The following is a 15,476-nucleotide window of genomic DNA, read 5'->3' on the forward strand; positions in this document are numbered from 1 at the left end:
TCAGCGCCGGACTCCCGCCACCTCCCGCAGATACTCCTTGCGGCAGAGCGGGTTGCGGTCGGTCCGCGGCCGGTCCGGGGCCTCGCCCCGGACCGGCTGGTACCGCTCGAAGGCGGACTCCAGCTCTCCCTCGCCGCGTGTCAGCGAGGGCAGCAGCTGCTCCAGTTCGTGCACGCGGGCCGCCGGGATGTCGCCCTCGACCACGTACGAGGCTCCGCGCGCCGTCTGGGTGTGCGGGACCGCGCGGAGGCGTGAGAGCGCGGGCAGGAGCTGCCCGAACACGTCGTCCGGGACGCTGAGCCGGAAGTGGTGCAGAGGCTCGTGCACCTCGGTGCCCGCCCGCCGCAGCGCGCTCAGGAGGACCAGCGGGGTCAGCTGCCGGAAGTCCCCGGCCGTGCTGGACATGCTTTTGTCGAAGGTGCCGTGCGCGTGGCTCTGGCGTGGCCAGTACCCGGAGTGCGTCATGGTGACGACACAGTCGCTGACCTCCCACCCGTGCACCCCTTGGTGCAGGGCCTCCCGCACGGACTCCTCGACGGCGCGGAAGAACGCGTACGGCATCGAACCGAGCTCGACCTCCAGACGGAACTCCACGCCGGAACCGGGCGGGCCCGGATCGACGCGCAGTCCGACGGTGGCGAGGAAGGGGTTGTCGTCCTTGTCGATGATCTCGAAGGCCGACCCGCTGCCGGTCACGCGCTCCACGCAGATGGTCGTGGTCTCGCGGAACGTGACGTCGACCCCGTACTCGTCGAGGAGGGTCGCCTGGATGACCTCCTTCTGGACCTCTCCGTAGAGCGACACGTGGACCTCTTGGCGGAGGTCGTCCTGCCGCAGGTTGATCAGCGGGTCCTGCTCGGCGAGCTGAGCGAGCGCGAGGTGCAGGGCGCCCCTGTCGCCGGGGAGGGCGGGCACGACGACGGTCTCCAGGGTGGGCGGCGAGAAGTAGTGCTGCCCATGGCCGCCCCTCTTCGCGTGCGGTACGCCGATGACATCGCCGATCCGGATGTCGCCGAGCCCCCACAGCTTCCCGATCTGCCCCGCGGACACCCCTTCGCGCGGTGTGGCCGACCCGCGGTCGAAGACGTTCACCGCGGTGACCTTGCCCTCGCGTCCGTCGCCGAAGGGCAGCCGGTCCCGGGTGCGGATCGTCCCCGCGACCATCCGTACGTACGCGATCTTCTCCCCGGCGTCCCCGCGCTCGACCTTGAAGACGGTGCCGGACGCCGGGGCGTCGGCGAGCGGGGCGCCGTCCTCGGAGGGCAGCAACTCCCGGATGCCCGCGATGAGTTCGCCGACGCCCGCGCCGGTGGCGGCCGAACCGAAGAACACCGGGTGCACCAGTGCCTTCTTGGTCTGCGTACCGAGTTCGGCGCGCAGCCGGCGGCAGGAGAGCCCGTCCTGGTCCTCGACGTACGCGGCGAGCAGGGCGTCGTCGTGCGCGGCGAGTACGTCGACCAGGCGGGCGGTGAAGGAGGGGTCGCCGTCGTCGAAGGGCACGAAGGACCCGTCGCGCCCGCCGAGGCCGCGAGGCGTCCCCATGGGCACGATGTCAGGGACGAGCCGCTCGGAGATGTCGCGGAGCAACTCCTCGTGGCGCGCGCCACGTCTGTCGATCTTGTTCACGAAGACGAGCGTGGGGATGCGCAGCCGCCGCAGCGTCCGCATGAGCACGCGGGTCTGCGCCTGGACGCCTTCGACGGCGGAGATGACGAGCACGGCACCGTCGAGCACGCTCAGGACCCGCTCCACCTCGGCGATGAAGTCCGGGTGACCGGGGGTGTCGATGAGGTTGACGGTGACGTCGTCGACGGCGAAGGACACGACGGCGGACTTGATCGTGATGCCGCGCTGCCGCTCCAGGGCCAGTGAATCGGTCTGGGTGTTCCCCGCATCGACGCGACCGATCTCGTCGATGACACCGGCGGCGTGCAGCAGCCGCTCGGTCAAACTGGTCTTGCCGGCGTCAACATGCGCCAGGATTCCCAGGTTCAGGGTGTTGCACGTGCTCGACGTATGCACTGAGTGTCATGTCCTCTGGGTTGATGGCGATTCCCTTCTGGCTGGACATGAACAAACGGCGCATTGCGTCTCCTTGACGGGTCTTGGCGTACGCAGAGTGCAACAGGCGCAGGACACGGCGGCAACCGATTTATCCGGCGGCACGACATCGGGGCCGCGGACTAGCCTCCTGTCATGCTCACCGCCGCACTCGCGTTCGCGGGCGTCGCCGCGATCATCAACATCACGCCCGGCCTGGACACACTCCTGGTCCTACGCACCTCCGTGGCCCACGGCAGGGACGGCGGTCTGGCCGCCGCCCTCGGCATCCTCACCGGCTGCCTGGCCTGGGGCGTGGCGACCGCGATCGGCCTGACGGCACTCCTCACGGCGTCCCGGTTCGCGTACGACGCCCTGCGCATCGGGGGCGCCGTCTACCTGGCGTGGCTGGGGGGAACGGCGCTGTGGCGGTCCCGGCGCCGGGTGCGGGAGGAAGCGGGGGAGCGGGAGGAAGCGGCGCGGGCCGAGCCGCCCTCTCCCCAGGACCGCTGGGCGGCCTTCCGCGCCGGGCTCGGCACGAACCTGCTCAACCCCAAGGCCGGGCTCTTCTACATGAGCCTGATCCCGCAGTTCATCCCGGCGGGCGCCCCCGTGTTCAGCGCGACGCTGCTGCTCACAGCGATCGATCTGGTGGAGCTCGCGCTCTGGTACTGGATCGTCACGTACGCGGCGTCCGCACTGGGCGAGCGCATCCGCCGCCCGTCGTTCCGGCGCCGCCTGGAGCAGTTCAGCGGGGTGGCGTTCCTCGGCTTCGCGGTGAATCTGGCGCTGCACGACCGGGCCTGATGCGGGACCCTGGAAGAGAGGAAGTGAGTGCCATGAGAGTCATGCTCAGAGCGCGTCTTGACACACAGGTCTCCAACGAGGCGATCAAGAACGGCACGCTGCCGAAGATCGTGCAGTCGGTGACGGAACAGCTCAAGCCGGAGGCGGCGTACTTCGGGCCCTGCGACGGCGGCCGGACGGCCACCTTCGTGTTCGACATGCAGGACAGTTCGGAGATCCCGGCCATCGCCGAGCCGTTCTTCCTGGAGCTCGGCGCCGAGATCGAGGTCTACCCGGTGATGAACGCGGAGGACCTGCGCAAAGGCCTTGCGGCCTTGCAGGGCTGAGGCAACGCGAAAGCACCCGGCTCCGCGCGGACGCCGGGTGCTTTCGTCTGTGCGCTCCAGAAGAGCCGACCCGTGGGTCAGGCCTTCTTGGTCTCCCAGAAGATCTTGTCGATCTGGGCGATGTAGTCCAGCGCCTTCTGGCCCGTGGCCGGGTCCGACGAGCCCTTGGCGGCCGAGAGGGCCTTCAGGGTGTCGTTGACCAGCTGGTGCAGCTCCGGGTACTTCTCGAAGTGCGGGGGCTTGAAGTAGTCGCTCCAGAGCACCGACACGTGGTGCTTGGCGAGCTCCGCGCGCTGCTCCTTGATGCCGATGGCGCGCGTCTGGAACTGCGCGTCGTCGTTGGCGGCCATCTTCTCCTGGACGGCCTTGACCGACTCCGCCTCGATGCGGGCCTGGGCCGGGTCGTACACGCCGCAGGGGAGGTCGCAGTGGGCGCTGACCTTTACCTTGGGGGCAAACAGGCGGGAAAGCATGCAGCGGTCCTTCCTCGTGATCGTCTTCTCAGGTGGGACATTACTCCGTGAGAGACGGCTTTTCGCGAGTGCCCCCATGGGCTTAGGACAAAAGTCCAGGGTCAGACTGGGACTCGTGGAGGATAGGACCGGGGAGGTGCGGGGATGCCGGAGCCGTCGCAGGAGAGCGAACACAGAAGGGCCATCTTGCCGTTGGGCGCGGCCGAGGTGACCGGCCCTTCGATGGTGCCCACGCTGTACCACGGGGACCGCCTGGTGGTGCAGTGGGGCGCACGGGTCCGAGCGGGTGACGTGGTGGTGCTCCGCCATCCGTTCCAGCAGGACCTGTTGGTCGTCAAGCGGGCCGCCGAGCGGCGCGAGGGCGGCTGGTGGGTGCTCGGGGACAACACGTACGCGGGCGGGGACAGCACGGACTACGGCACGGTGCCCGAGGAACTCGTCCTGGGGAAGGTGTGGTTCCGCTACCGCCCGCCCCAGTTCAGGTCCGGTCAGCGCTCGCCGTTCACCCTGCTGCGCTGGGCCGTTTCGGCCGCGCGCCCTGTGCTGGCCGACCGCTCCGTCTCCAGGCGTTTGCGGGCGCGGTAGGCGGCGACATTGGCGCGGGTCGCGCAGCGGTCCGAGCAGTAGCGCCGGGAGCGGTTCGTCGACGTGTCGAGGTAGGCGTTGCGGCACGGCGCTGCCTCGCACAGGCCCAGGCGGTCCACTCCGTGTTCGGTGAGGTGGAAGGCGAGGCCCATCGCGGCGATCGCCGCGTACCCGGACGTAGCGTTCGACGGGTGGTCCGCGAGGTGCATGTGCCACAGCGGGTTGCCGCCGTCGTCGCGGTGATCGTGCCCCGAGATCTGCGGGCTGACCGGGAACTCCATGAGCAGTGAGTTCAGCAGGTCGACCGCGAGGGTCTCGTCGCCGCCGTCGGCCGCCTCGAAGACCGCCCTGAGCCTGGCCCGCACCGAACGGAAGCGGGTGACATCGGAGTCGTTGGCGCGACGTGCCGCCTGCGCATTGCCTCCGAACAGCTCGCGGACCGACTCGACCGACGTCAGCGTGTCCTTGTTGCGACCCGGCTCCTCGCTGTTGACCAGACGTACGGCGTAGTCCGAGTAATAGGCCAGTTCCACTTGTAGTCCTTACCGGGGCGGGCTATCTTCGTCAGGTGCGTGAGTAACAGTTGCGCGTGCTTCTAGGGTATTACGAGAGCGTATTACGTACGGGAGGGCTTCTCATGACGGAAACGGTGTCCACGGCCGACTGGCGCGCCTGGCAGGACAGCTGGGACCGGCAGCAGGAGTGGTATCTGCCCGACCGCGAGGAGCGGTTCAGGGTCATGCTGGACATGGTCGAGGCCGTGGTCGGCACCGAACCGCGCGTCCTCGACCTCGCGTGCGGTACGGGGAGTATTACGGACCGGCTGCTCAAGAGGTTCCCGAAGGCGGTCAGCACGGGCGTCGACCTCGACCCCGCGCTCCTGGCCATCGCCGAGGGCACCTTCGCCGGGGACGACCGCGTCACGTTCGTGACCGCCGACCTCAAGGACCCCGACTGGACGGCGCAGCTCCCGTACGACTCGTACGACGCCGTCCTCACCGCCACCGCCCTGCACTGGCTGCACAGCGAGCCCCTCACCGTCCTTTACGGCCAGCTCGCGGGACTCGTCAGGGACGGCGGCGTCTTCCTGAACGCCGACCACATGCCCGACCCCGCGACGCCCCGCCTGAACGACGCCGACCGGGCCCAGCGGCACGCCCGCATGGATCAGGCCAAGGCCGAGGGCGCCCTGGACTGGCGGGACTGGTGGGACCTCGCCGCCAAGGACCCGGTCCTCGCCGGGCCCACCGCCAAGCGCTTCGAGATCTACGGCGAGCACGCGGACGGCGACACCCCCTCGCCCGAGTGGCACGCGCGGACGCTGCGCGACGCGGGCTTCGGCGAGGCGCGGACGGTGTGGTCGTCGCCGTCGGACGCGATGGTGCTCGGCCTCAAGTAGCGGGAACACGAAGGGGCGGTACGGATCCACGATCCGTACCGCCCCTTCGGCGTATGTGCGCGTTACAGGACCGCGCTACAGGACCTTCGACAGGAAGGACTGCGTCCGCTCGTGCTGCGGGTTCGTCAGGACGTCGCGCGGGGTGCCGGACTCGACCACGACGCCCTCGTCCATGAAGACGAGGCTGTCGCCGACCTCGCGTGCGAAGCCCATCTCGTGCGTGACGACGACCATCGTCATGCCGGACTCCGCGAGGTCGCGCATGACGTCGAGGACGTCACCGACGAGCTCGGGGTCGAGCGCCGACGTCGGCTCGTCGAAGAGCATCAGCTTCGGCTCCATCGCGAGCGCGCGGGCGATGGCCACGCGCTGCTGCTGGCCGCCCGAGAGCTGCGAGGGGTAGTTCTTCGCCTTGTCGGCGAGGCCGACCCGCTCCAGAAGCTGCCCGGCACGCTCCCGCGCCGCCGTCTTCGTCTCGCCCTTGACCTGGACCGGCGCCTCCATGACGTTCTCCAGGGCCGTCATGTGCGGGAAGAGGTTGAAGCGCTGGAAGACCATGCCGATGTCCCGGCGCTTGAGGGCGACTTCGCTGTCCTTGAGCTCGTACAGCTTGTCTCCCTTCTGCCGGTAGCCGACCAGTTCGCCGTCGACGTAGAGCCGGCCGGCGTTGATCTTCTCCAGGTGGTTGATGCAGCGCAGGAACGTCGACTTGCCGGAGCCGGACGGGCCGATGAGGCAGAAGACCTCACCCGACTTGACCTCCAGGTCGATGCCCTTGAGGACCTCGACGTGGCCGAAGGACTTGTGGACGCCTTCGGACTTCACCATGGCGGTCATGGGTTCACCTCACCCCCGGCGAGCGCAGGGACAGCATATTGGCCTTGATCTTCTGGAACGGGGTGGCCGGGATCGCGCGCGACGAGCCGCGTGCGTAGTAGCGCTCCAGGTAGTACTGCCCGACGCTGAGGATCGACGTCATGATCAGGTACCAGCACGCGGCGAGCAGCAGGGTCTCCACCGTCGCGCCGGACGAGGTGCCGATGTCCTGGGCGTACCGCAGGAGTTCGTAGTACTGGACCGCCGCGACCAGCGACGTCGTCTTCAGCATGTTGATGACTTCGTTGCCCGTCGGCGGCACGACCACGCGCATCGCCTGCGGGAGCACGACCCGGCGCAGTGTCTTGCCGTGGCTCATGCCGAGCGCGTGCGAGGCCTCGGTCTGGCCCTCGTCGACCGAAAGCAGACCGGCGCGGCAGATCTCCGCCATGTACGCGGCCTCGTTGAGACCCAGGCCGAGCAGCGCCGTCAGGAACGGCGTCATGAAGTCCGACCACTCGTCCTTGTAGACGGGGCCGAGGTTCACGTAGTCGAAGACGAAGCCGAGGTTGAACCAGACGAAGAGCTGGACCAGGACCGGCGTACCGCGGAAGAACCAGATGTAGAACCAGGCGATCGACGACGTGACCGGGTTCCTCGACATCCGCATCACGGAGAGGATGACGCCGCCGACCACGCCGATGAGCATCGACAGGGCGGTCAGGATCAGGGTCTCGCGGACGCCCTTGAGGATGCGGTCGTCGAAGAAGTTCTCGGGGATCGCGTTCCAGTTGATGTCGCCCTGGGAGAACGCGTAGACGATCGCGGCGAGCGCCGCGATGGCGACGACTGCGGCGACGTACCGGCCGTAGTGCCGGACCGGGATGGCCTTGATGGCCTCAGGGTGGGAGGACGGGGGTGTGTCCTCCGGCCCCTTCTTGGAGATGTCGGTTGTCACGGGAGTGGCCTTTCAGCGGCGAAACGGTTGAGCGGTCACTTGCCGCCGTTGATCTGGGCTTCCTTGACCGCGCCGTCCTCGACGCCCCACTTCGAGATGATCTTGTCGTACTCGCCGTTCTTGATGATCGCGTCGAGCGCGGCCTTGATCGCGTCACGCAGCTCGGGGTTCTTCTTGGAGACCGCGATGCCGTACGGAGCGGCCTCGACCTGCTCACCGACCAGCTCGAAGTCCTTGCCGCCGCCCGAGGTCTTCACCGCGTACGCGGCGACCGGGAAGTCCGAGGAGCCCGCGTCCGCGCCGCCGGAGCGCAGCCGGGTCTGGGCCTGCTGGTCGTTGTCGAAGGACTCGATGGTGATCTTCTTGCCGCTCTTGCACTTCTTCGACTCGGCCTTGGCCAGGTCGTGCGAGACGGTGCCGCGCTGGACGACGATCTTCTTGCCGCAGAGGTCGCTCCAGGTCTTGATGCCCTGGTCGTCGCCCTTCTTGGTGTAGATCGAGACGCCGGCCGTGAAGTAGTCGACGAAGTCGACGCCGTCGCCGATCTTCTTGCCGGTCTCCTCGTCGACGCCTTCCTGGCGGTTCTTGGTGTCGGTCATGGCCGACATCGCGAGGTCGTAGCGCTTGGAGCGCAGACCGCCGAGCAGGGTGTCGAAGGTGCCGTTGTCGAACTGGAACTCCACCCCGAGCTGCTTGCCGAGGGCGTCGCCGAGGTCGGGGTCGATGCCGACGGTCTTGCCGGACTTGTCCTTGAACTCGACCGGCGGGTACGCGATGTCCGAACCGACCTTGATGACACCCGCGTCACGGATGTCCTTGGGGAGCTTGTCGGCGAGCGGCGCGTTGCTCACCTTCTCGCCGCCCTCGTCCTTGGACTTGGTCTGGTCACCGCAGCCGGTCAGCAGCAGCGCGCCGGCGACCGCGATCGCGCCGACCGTGGCCATCCGTGACTTCGCGGACTTACCGGCGGTGGTACGACAAATGGAGCGTGCGGTCATGAGGGTCCTCCGGCGGATGAGGGAGTTGCCGAGCGGTCGTGCACACACCTTCGGGTGTCGCGACCTCGTGTGATGACCGCATCTTGCCATTCGGACCGTCCGATTCTGGGTGCCGGAGATGTCAAAATCGGATAACGGGTGACCTGGCAACCCAGACAGGCCGGGACAACAGGGCCGTACCGTCCCGGAACGAAGTACCGCCATTTGAGATCTACGGTGAATCTCGGGTGAATCTCGCGATGTGGACCGGTGACGGGCTGGCCACGGAAAATCCGGGCACCGGCCCGCCCCCCGTTGTTGTCGGACCACTACAACGGTCAGGGGCACCTCAGGTAACCAATCCCACTCGCCCAGGCCGAGCACCGTCAGGTAGAAAGGTGCGTTACACCCCTCATCCGGGGCCCAGGGCGCGTGTGCGGCGCGCTCGCGTGTCTGTACCTCCCTCCGCCGACAGGCGGGGAACAGACGCGGTGCCCGCCCACTTCTCAACCAGGAGTGGACACCCTCAACTGATGATTTAAGACTTAAGGGGTAAGACAAGTGGCAGCGGAGATCGTCAATCCTCGCAGCGACAGCAATACGGGTCACGAAGGCGCTGAAGAGCCCTTCGATCCGGCGTTCGCGCTGCACCGTGGCGGCAAGATGGCCGTGCAGGCCACCGTGCCCGTGCGGGACAAGGACGACCTGTCCCTGGCGTACACGCCCGGCGTCGCGAAAGTGTGCACCGCGATCGCCGAGCAGCCGGAGCTGGTGAACGACTACACATGGAAGTCGAACGTCGTGGCCGTGGTCACCGACGGCACGGCCGTGCTCGGCCTCGGTGACATCGGCCCCGAGGCGTCCCTCCCCGTGATGGAGGGCAAGGCCATTCTTTTCAAGCAGTTCGGCGGCGTGGACGCGGTGCCGATCGCGCTCGCGACGACGGACGCGGACGAGATCGTCGAGACCGTGGTGCGGCTCGCGCCGTCCTTCGGCGGCGTCAACCTCGAGGACATCTCGGCCCCGCGCTGCTTCGAGATCGAGCGCAAGCTCCAGGAGCGGCTCGACATTCCGGTCTTCCACGACGACCAGCACGGCACGGCGGTCGTCACGCTCGCCGCGCTGCGGAACGCGGCACGGCTGACCGGGCGCACGCTCGGTGAGCTGCGTGCCGTGATCTCCGGTGCCGGTGCGGCCGGGGTCGCCATCGCCAAGTTCCTCCTCGAGGCGGGCCTGGGCGATGTGGCGGTCGCGGACCGCAAGGGCGTCGTGAGCCGGGACCGGGACGACCTCACCCCGGTCAAGCGTGAGCTCGCGGAGATCACCAACAAGGCCGGGCTCAGCGGTTCGCTGGAGAGTGCCCTCGCGGGTGCGGACGTGTTCATCGGCGTCTCGGGCGGCACCGTCCCCGAGCCCGCGGTCGCCTCCATGGCGCCGAACTCGTTCGTGTTCGCCATGGCCAACCCGAACCCCGAGGTGCACCCCGACATCGCCCACAAGTACGCGGCCGTTGTCGCGACCGGGCGCTCGGACTACCCGAACCAGATCAACAACGTGCTGGCCTTCCCCGGCATCTTCGCGGGCGCGCTGCAGGTGCGGGCCTCGCGCATCACCGAGACGATGAAGATCGCCGCGGCGGAGGCGCTGGCCGGCGTGGTGGGCGATGAGCTCTCCGCCGACTACGTGATCCCCTCGCCGTTCGACGAGAGGGTCGCCCCGGCGGTCACCGCGGCTGTTGCGGCGGCCGCTCGGGCTGAGGGCGTGGCTCGCCGCTGATCGGTGCCTCCAAGGCGTGACCGCGCCCCCGTTTCGTACGCCCCCTTCGCGTACGAGGCGGGGGCGCGGCGCGTGTCACAGTCGTGCGTGGTTACGCCCGGGTAGGCCCGCGGCCTATCGTCACCCCATGTTCGCTGCCTACGCCGCCCGCATCGACCGTGACCAGCCGCTCAGCGGCCTTGAGTTGGGGGAGCGTCCCGCCCCCGAAGCCAGGCCCGGCTGGTCGACCGTGAACGTCCGGGCCGCCTCCTTGAACCATCACGACCTGTGGTCCCTGCGCGGGGTCGGGCTCCCCGAGGGGAGGCTGCCGATGATCCTCGGCTGCGACGCCGCGGGGATCGACGAGGACGGTAACGAGGTCGTCCTGCACTCCGTCATCGGGCAGACCGGCCATGGGGTCGGTGCCGCGGAGGGCCGCTCCATCCTGACCGAGAAGTACCAGGGGACGTTCGCCGAGCAGGTCGCCGTCCCCACGTGGAACGTGCTGCCCAAGCCGAAGGAACTGTCGTTCGCCGAGGCTGCCTGTCTGCCGACCGCGTGGCTCACCGCCTACCGCATGCTCTTCACCAACGCCGGGGTGCGCCCCGGGGATTCGGTCCTCGTCCAGGGCGCCGGTGGCGGTGTCGCGACGGCCGCGATCGTCCTCGGCAAGGCCGCGGGCCTGCGGGTCTTCGCCACGAGCCGCGACGAGGCCAAGCGGAAGCGGGCCCTTGAGCTGGGCGCCGTGGAGGCCGTCGAGTCCGGCGCGCGGCTGCCGCAGCGGGTGGACGCCGTCATCGAGACGGTGGGGGCGGCGACCTGGTCGCACTCCGTCAAGTCCCTCAAGCCGGGTGGCACGCTGGTGATCTCGGGGGCGACCAGCGGAGACCGGCCCTCGCACGCGGAGCTGACCCGGGTCTTCTTCCTGGAGCTGAAGATCGTCGGTTCGACGATGGGGTCCAAGGACGAACTGGAGGACCTGCTGTCCTTCTGCGCGGCCACGGGCGTGCGTCCCGTCATCGACGAACTGCTGCCGCTCGACCGGGCACGCGAGGGCTTCGAGCGCCTGCAGTCCGGCGACCTCTTCGGGAAGATCGTGCTCGAGGTCGCCTGAGTCCGGGTGTCAATGTTGGTTGACATCACCTCCCTGTCAACGTAAGTTGACATGCATGACCGAAGCTACGGATCTCGCCGAGCGTGCGGGTGACCGTGACCCACGAGTCGGACTGCGGGCCGTCTCCGCGCTGCGGAGGCTGGTGGAGCAGTTGGAGGCCGTGCAGGTGCGCAGTGCGCGTCGGCAGGGCTGGTCGTGGCAGGGGATCGCCGCGGAGCTCGGAGTGAGCAGGCAGGCCGTGCACAAGAAGTACGGGAGGCAGTGATGTTCGAGCGGTTCACGAAGGACGCCCGCGCCGTCGTCAAGGGCGCGGTCGAGTATGCCGAGGGGGAAGGCGCGGCCTCCGTCGACGACGGGCACATGCTCCTCGCGCTGCTCGACCGCGAGGCGAGCCGGGCGTCCTTCGCCCTGGCCTCGCTCGGGGCCACGCGGCGCCGCGACTCGATCGAGGGCGCCCTGGGCGAGGCGCGGCGCCGCGGGGGCCTCTCGCAGGCCGACACGGAGGCGCTGGCCGGACTCGGAATCGACGTGTCCGAGATCGTCTCCCGGGTCGAAGAGGCCCATGGCGCCGGTGCGTTGGCGGGCGGGCGCAGGGCCGGGCGTCCCGGACGGCTCCTGAGCGGGCACCGGCCGTTCACCCGTGAGGCCAAGGACACCCTGGTGAAGTCCCTGCGCATGGCCACCGCCCGCAGGGACCGGCAGATCGGCGACGAGCACATCCTGTTCGCCCTGACCGTCCGCCCCGGAATCGTCAGCGAGGTGCTCGCGGACCACGGCGTGACCCATGAGTCGGTGGAGCGGGTGCTGTACGGCGGGGGCGCCGGCCCCGGCCCCGAGTAGGCGGCCGGTGGCCTGGGCGTCTCCAGGTCAGCCCTTCGGTGTGCGCAGCGTCGCGGCGATGTGGGCCGCCGCCGACGACAAGTGACGGCGGGTGTCGCGCAGTTGGTCCTCCGTCACGCCGTGGTCCCTGGCGGCGTCGCGGATGTCGTCACGGAAGCGGTCCAGGAGGCGGTCCAGGTCCCGTGACGGATTGCCGGTGGTGTCCTCCTGGGCCCACTCCGGGACGTACTCCGTGGGGACCCCGTCCTTGGGGGCGGAGGTGAACTTGGGCTCCTCGGCGGTGGCACGCGGCCCCTTGCGGCCGAAGTCGCCGAAGTCTTTGCCGAAGTCCTTGCCCAGGTCCTTCCCGAAGTCGCCGAACTCCTTGGCCAGTTCCGTCAGGCCCTCGCGGACCCCGGTCGGCCAGTCACCCCGCGTGAAGTGGTCCTGCACCTGGTCCTGGACGCGCCGCGCGATGCGCTGCACCTCCTCCTGGACCTGGGCGCGCGCCGTCTCCTGCGCGTCCTGGGCCTGGCGGCGGGCGCGCTGGGCGTCCTCGCGAGCCCTGCGGGTCTCGTCCTTCGCCCGCCGGGCCTGCTCCTTCCACTCCGTCTTGGCGCGCTTGAACTCCTCCTTGGCCTGGCGCCAGCCCTCCTTGTCGCCCCAGGAGCCGTCGAAGAAGTCCGAGGGGTCGGGGAAGGGACCGCCGAAGCTGGATCGTGGTCCAGCCGAGCCGGTACCCGCCCCGCTCTTTTCCTCGGCCTTGCCGCTGGACGCGCGCGCCTCCTTGGCCGCCTCCCGCATCTCCCGGCGGAGTTCACCGGCCGCGCCCCGCACGCCGTCCCGGATCTCCGCGGCGAGCTCGGCGACGGAGTCACGGATCTCCAGCTCCAGGTCGGCCAGCTCACCGCTGCGGTCGGCCAGTTCGGCGCGGCCGGCGTCCGTGATGGCGTACACCTTCCGGCCGCCTTCCGTGGTGTGCGTGACCAGGCCCTCGGCCTCCAGCTTCGCCAGGCGCGGGTAGACCGTGCCTGCCGAAGGTGCGTACAGCCCCTGGAAGCGCTCCTCCAGGAGGCGGATCACCTCATAGCCGTGGCGCGGTGCCTCGTCGAGGAGCTTCAGCAGATACAGGCGCAGTCGGCCATGGGCGAAAACGGGGGCCATCTCAGAGCACCTTCTTGTCGGTCGGGGCGGCGGCGTCGGAAGGATCTTCCTCTGTCGGCGGCCTGCGCAGCAGCGCGATGGACCCCGACACCGTCGTCGCCTTGAGCTTTCCGCTGCCCGATCCCAGGCGGCCGGTGATCTTCTTCGCCCCCCACTGGCCACTGACCCGCAGATCCTCGAAGGCGTTGGACACCGCGCCGCTCGCGGTGTTCGCCTCGACGTCCGTGTCCGTCGGATGGGGCAACCGGATCGCTATCTCGCCCGACACGTTCGTCAGGCCGATGTCGGCCGGAACGCCCGCCGGGTCGAGATCCACGATCATCGAGCCGCTCACCGAGTCGGCCCGGACGGAGGACCCCGCTCCCTCGAAGACCGTCAGATCGCCGGAGACCGAGTTGAAGCGCAGGTCGCCGGTGATGCCCTGTGCCTCCACGCTGCCCGAGACCGTGTCGGCGCGGATCCGGCCCGAGAGGCCGACGAAGGTCGTGTCCCCGGTGACCCCCTTGACCTCCGTGCTCCCCTCGATCCCCGAGACCACGGCGCCCGCCCCGACCACGCCCACCTCGACGCGGGTGCCCGCGGGGACGGCCAGGGAGACCACCGCGCTGCGGCGCCAGCCCTTGCGGTCGAGCCACTTGAGGAAGCCCTTCCAGGGCAGGTCGTCATAGGCGACGGTCAGCACGCCGTCGGCCTGCGTGACGGTCAGGGGCGGCCCCTCGATCTCGGAGACCTCAAGGCGGGCGGAAACTTCGTCGGTGCCCACGACGTTCACCGTTCCGTTGACCACGCGCACGCGGAGGGTCTTCACGGGGGCGTCGAACGTGAGCTTCTGGGGCTCGGCGACGGACCACTCTGACATCGGGCTGACCTCCTTGGCGGGCTGGGCTGCTTGTGCGGCAACGCGCCATATCGCGTCTCTTCAACACACGATATATCGCGGTCACGGAAAGTCAAGACACCTACGCTTCTCTGCGCTAAATATGGCGATTTGACCTAGCGTGGGGCCATGTCGTCCGAAGCTTTCGAGCACCCCGCCGCCGGTGCGGCGGGTGCGCTGCTGCTCTGCCGGGCCGAACCCGACGTGGTCGAGCCCGCCGCCCGCCTGTTGCGCGAACAGATGCTGCTCGCCCCGGCGGGGCGCGAGTGGAGCGTGCTCGTGCCCGAGGGCAAACCCTGGGTGCACGGCGACGAACCGGTGGACCGGGTGCTCACGGGATGGGCCACCGCGCTGGCCGTAGGGGCGACCTGGCCCGTACTCGCGCTGTGGTGGGACTCCGACCGCTCGGGCTGCACCCTCGCGGCGGGCTTCCGGCGCACCGTCGAGTACGTATGGCTCGCGAACGGGACGCCCGTGGGTGAGGACGAGGCGCTGCGCACCTTCGCCGCCCGGCTCGGCCTCGACCCCGTCCTGGACCTGCAGGCCCTGGAGGCCCTGGGACGCCCCGACACGGAGGCCGACGCCCGCGCGCGCCTGCTGGGACTGCTCGCCGTCCTCGCGCGGGCGGAGGTCGCCCTCCCGGCCGGCCTCGGCCCCGGCGAACCCGCTGACCGGCTGCGCACGGTGGCACGCATGGCGCCCGGAGTGCGGGAGGTCGAGTGGTCCGGGTGGCGGGACGCGGTGCGGGCGGAGCTGGACGTGGTCGAGCGAGGGCCCTTCGGTCCCTGGCTGCGAGGACCTAGGGCGCGCGCCCTCGCGGTGGCGCAGATGGCCGCGGGACTGCCGCTGGCGGCATGGGCCGTACGGCGGCGCAGCGGGGGATGGGCCGTGGCCGGCGCACTCCTGCTGATCCACGGCTCCCTGGGACTTGCCTACGACAGGGTGCGGGCCGCCGACGCCGGGTCACCGCGAGGCTGAGCCCGGCTGGTGACTACTCGTCCTCGTCCTCGTCGTCCAGGCGGGCCAGCCACGTCGCCAGGCGCTCCACCGGGACCTCGAAGTCCGGGTTGAGGTCCACGAAGGTGCGGAGCTGCTCGGCGAGCCACTCGAAGGTGACCTCTTCCTCGCCGCGCCGCTTCTCCAGCTCCTCGATGCCACGGTCGGTGAAGTACAAGACAGGCTCCGCGATTGAAGAACGACAACAGACGAGCGACTGCTCAGGACATTCAGGATAAGCCGATACGCCGGTGGGGGGGGGGGGGGGGGGGGAAGAGGGGGGGGGGGGGACACCACCCACAACAAACCCCACACACACACCACACAAGAAAACCCCCCGCCCCCGCCCCTCCCAAACCCCTCCCTAAAC

General features: G+C 69.4%; 18 protein-coding genes. 9 read left to right on the forward strand and 9 right to left on the reverse strand.

The window, feature by feature from the left end:
* Entirely contained in the window at positions 1 to 2,022 is a 2,022-nt protein-coding gene (locus tag ACZ5U5_RS35700) for a GTP-binding protein (RefSeq protein ID WP_469030255.1), read from the reverse strand.
* Between the two features lie 174 nt (positions 2,023 to 2,196).
* Here ACZ5U5_RS35700 and ACZ5U5_RS35705 point away from each other — a divergent pair, with 174 nt between their 5' ends.
* Together ACZ5U5_RS35705 and ACZ5U5_RS35710 are read left to right on the forward strand one after the other, a co-directional pair.
* Entirely contained in the window at positions 2,197 to 2,847 is a 651-nt protein-coding gene (locus ACZ5U5_RS35705; RefSeq protein ID WP_469030258.1) for a LysE family translocator, read from the forward strand.
* Between the two features lie 32 nt (positions 2,848 to 2,879).
* The gene (locus tag ACZ5U5_RS35710) at positions 2,880 to 3,173 is read left to right on the forward strand and encodes a hypothetical protein (RefSeq protein WP_469030261.1); all 294 of its coding nucleotides are present in this window, start codon (positions 2,880 to 2,882) and stop codon (positions 3,171 to 3,173) included.
* 77 nt (positions 3,174 to 3,250) lie between these two features.
* On the opposite strand, the gene sodN is transcribed toward ACZ5U5_RS35710, so the two are convergent.
* A complete protein-coding gene (gene sodN, locus ACZ5U5_RS35715; protein ID WP_160507177.1) occupies positions 3,251 to 3,646 on the reverse strand; it encodes a superoxide dismutase, Ni in 396 nt (131 codons plus the stop codon).
* A 144-nt stretch (positions 3,647 to 3,790) separates the two neighbouring features.
* Between sodN and sodX the strand changes: the two genes are divergently transcribed.
* Positions 3,791 to 4,231, forward strand: coding sequence for a nickel-type superoxide dismutase maturation protease (sodX, locus tag ACZ5U5_RS35720; RefSeq protein WP_469030264.1), 441 nt, complete (start codon positions 3,791 to 3,793; stop codon positions 4,229 to 4,231).
* Here sodX and ACZ5U5_RS35725 read toward each other — a convergent pair.
* Complete coding sequence (locus tag ACZ5U5_RS35725; protein ID WP_469030266.1) at positions 4,135 to 4,764, reverse strand: CGNR zinc finger domain-containing protein; 630 nt, start codon at positions 4,762 to 4,764, stop codon at positions 4,135 to 4,137. The two genes, sodX and ACZ5U5_RS35725, sit on opposite strands and share 97 nt — an antisense overlap.
* 104 nt (positions 4,765 to 4,868) lie before the next feature.
* Here ACZ5U5_RS35725 and ACZ5U5_RS35730 point away from each other — a divergent pair, with 104 nt between their 5' ends.
* A complete protein-coding gene (locus ACZ5U5_RS35730) occupies positions 4,869 to 5,630 on the forward strand; it encodes a class I SAM-dependent methyltransferase (protein WP_469030269.1) in 762 nt (253 codons plus the stop codon).
* A gap of 75 nt (positions 5,631 to 5,705) precedes the next feature.
* Here ACZ5U5_RS35730 and ACZ5U5_RS35735 read toward each other — a convergent pair whose 3' ends face one another.
* From ACZ5U5_RS35735 to ACZ5U5_RS35745, 3 genes are read right to left on the reverse strand one after another with little or no spacing between them, the layout of a single operon-like run.
* Entirely contained in the window at positions 5,706 to 6,467 is a 762-nt protein-coding gene (locus ACZ5U5_RS35735; protein ID WP_469030273.1) for an amino acid ABC transporter ATP-binding protein, read from the reverse strand.
* 4 nt (positions 6,468 to 6,471) lie between these two features.
* Complete coding sequence (locus tag ACZ5U5_RS35740; RefSeq protein WP_469030276.1) at positions 6,472 to 7,404, reverse strand: amino acid ABC transporter permease; 933 nt, start codon at positions 7,402 to 7,404, stop codon at positions 6,472 to 6,474.
* Between the two features lie 35 nt (positions 7,405 to 7,439).
* Positions 7,440 to 8,402, reverse strand: a complete 963-nt coding sequence (locus ACZ5U5_RS35745; protein WP_469030279.1) for an ABC transporter substrate-binding protein — start codon at positions 8,400 to 8,402, stop codon at positions 7,440 to 7,442.
* 540 nt (positions 8,403 to 8,942) lie between these two features.
* Here ACZ5U5_RS35745 and ACZ5U5_RS35750 point away from each other — a divergent pair.
* From ACZ5U5_RS35750 to ACZ5U5_RS35765, 4 genes are all read left to right on the forward strand, one after another.
* Positions 8,943 to 10,157: an NAD(P)-dependent malic enzyme gene (locus ACZ5U5_RS35750; RefSeq protein ID WP_363209222.1), complete on the forward strand. Its 1,215-nt coding sequence runs from the start codon at positions 8,943 to 8,945 to the stop codon at positions 10,155 to 10,157.
* Positions 10,158 to 10,284: 127 nt separating this feature from the next.
* The gene (locus tag ACZ5U5_RS35755) at positions 10,285 to 11,250 is read left to right on the forward strand and encodes a zinc-binding dehydrogenase (protein ID WP_469030283.1); all 966 of its coding nucleotides are present in this window, start codon (positions 10,285 to 10,287) and stop codon (positions 11,248 to 11,250) included.
* A gap of 55 nt (positions 11,251 to 11,305) precedes the next feature.
* Complete coding sequence (locus ACZ5U5_RS35760; RefSeq protein ID WP_361833496.1) at positions 11,306 to 11,515, forward strand: helix-turn-helix domain-containing protein; 210 nt, start codon at positions 11,306 to 11,308, stop codon at positions 11,513 to 11,515.
* Positions 11,515 to 12,090 carry a Clp protease N-terminal domain-containing protein gene (locus ACZ5U5_RS35765; RefSeq protein WP_469030287.1) on the forward strand — a complete coding sequence of 192 codons (576 nt, stop codon included), beginning with the start codon at positions 11,515 to 11,517 and terminating at the stop codon, positions 12,088 to 12,090. The genes ACZ5U5_RS35760 and ACZ5U5_RS35765 overlap by 1 nt, the downstream gene beginning before the upstream one ends.
* A gap of 27 nt (positions 12,091 to 12,117) precedes the next feature.
* On the opposite strand, the gene ACZ5U5_RS35770 is transcribed toward ACZ5U5_RS35765, so the two are convergent.
* Positions 12,118 to 13,233 (reverse strand): helix-turn-helix transcriptional regulator, encoded by a 1,116-nt coding sequence (locus tag ACZ5U5_RS35770; RefSeq protein ID WP_469030289.1) that lies wholly within the window; start codon positions 13,231 to 13,233, stop codon positions 12,118 to 12,120.
* A 1-nt stretch (position 13,234) separates the two neighbouring features.
* Complete coding sequence (locus tag ACZ5U5_RS35775) at positions 13,235 to 14,092, reverse strand: DUF4097 family beta strand repeat-containing protein (RefSeq protein ID WP_469030291.1); 858 nt, start codon at positions 14,090 to 14,092, stop codon at positions 13,235 to 13,237.
* Between the two features lie 147 nt (positions 14,093 to 14,239).
* On the opposite strand from ACZ5U5_RS35775, the gene ACZ5U5_RS35780 reads away from it, so the two are divergent.
* A complete protein-coding gene (locus ACZ5U5_RS35780; protein ID WP_469030294.1) occupies positions 14,240 to 15,088 on the forward strand; it encodes a hypothetical protein in 849 nt (282 codons plus the stop codon).
* A gap of 13 nt (positions 15,089 to 15,101) precedes the next feature.
* Here the strand turns inward: ACZ5U5_RS35780 and ACZ5U5_RS35785 are convergent, their stop codons facing one another.
* The gene (locus tag ACZ5U5_RS35785) at positions 15,102 to 15,284 is read right to left on the reverse strand and encodes a DUF6104 family protein (protein WP_003961784.1); all 183 of its coding nucleotides are present in this window, start codon (positions 15,282 to 15,284) and stop codon (positions 15,102 to 15,104) included.
* Between the last annotated feature and the right edge of the window lie 192 nt (positions 15,285 to 15,476).

This window comes from Streptomyces sp. NPDC033177 (genome assembly GCF_055577715.1).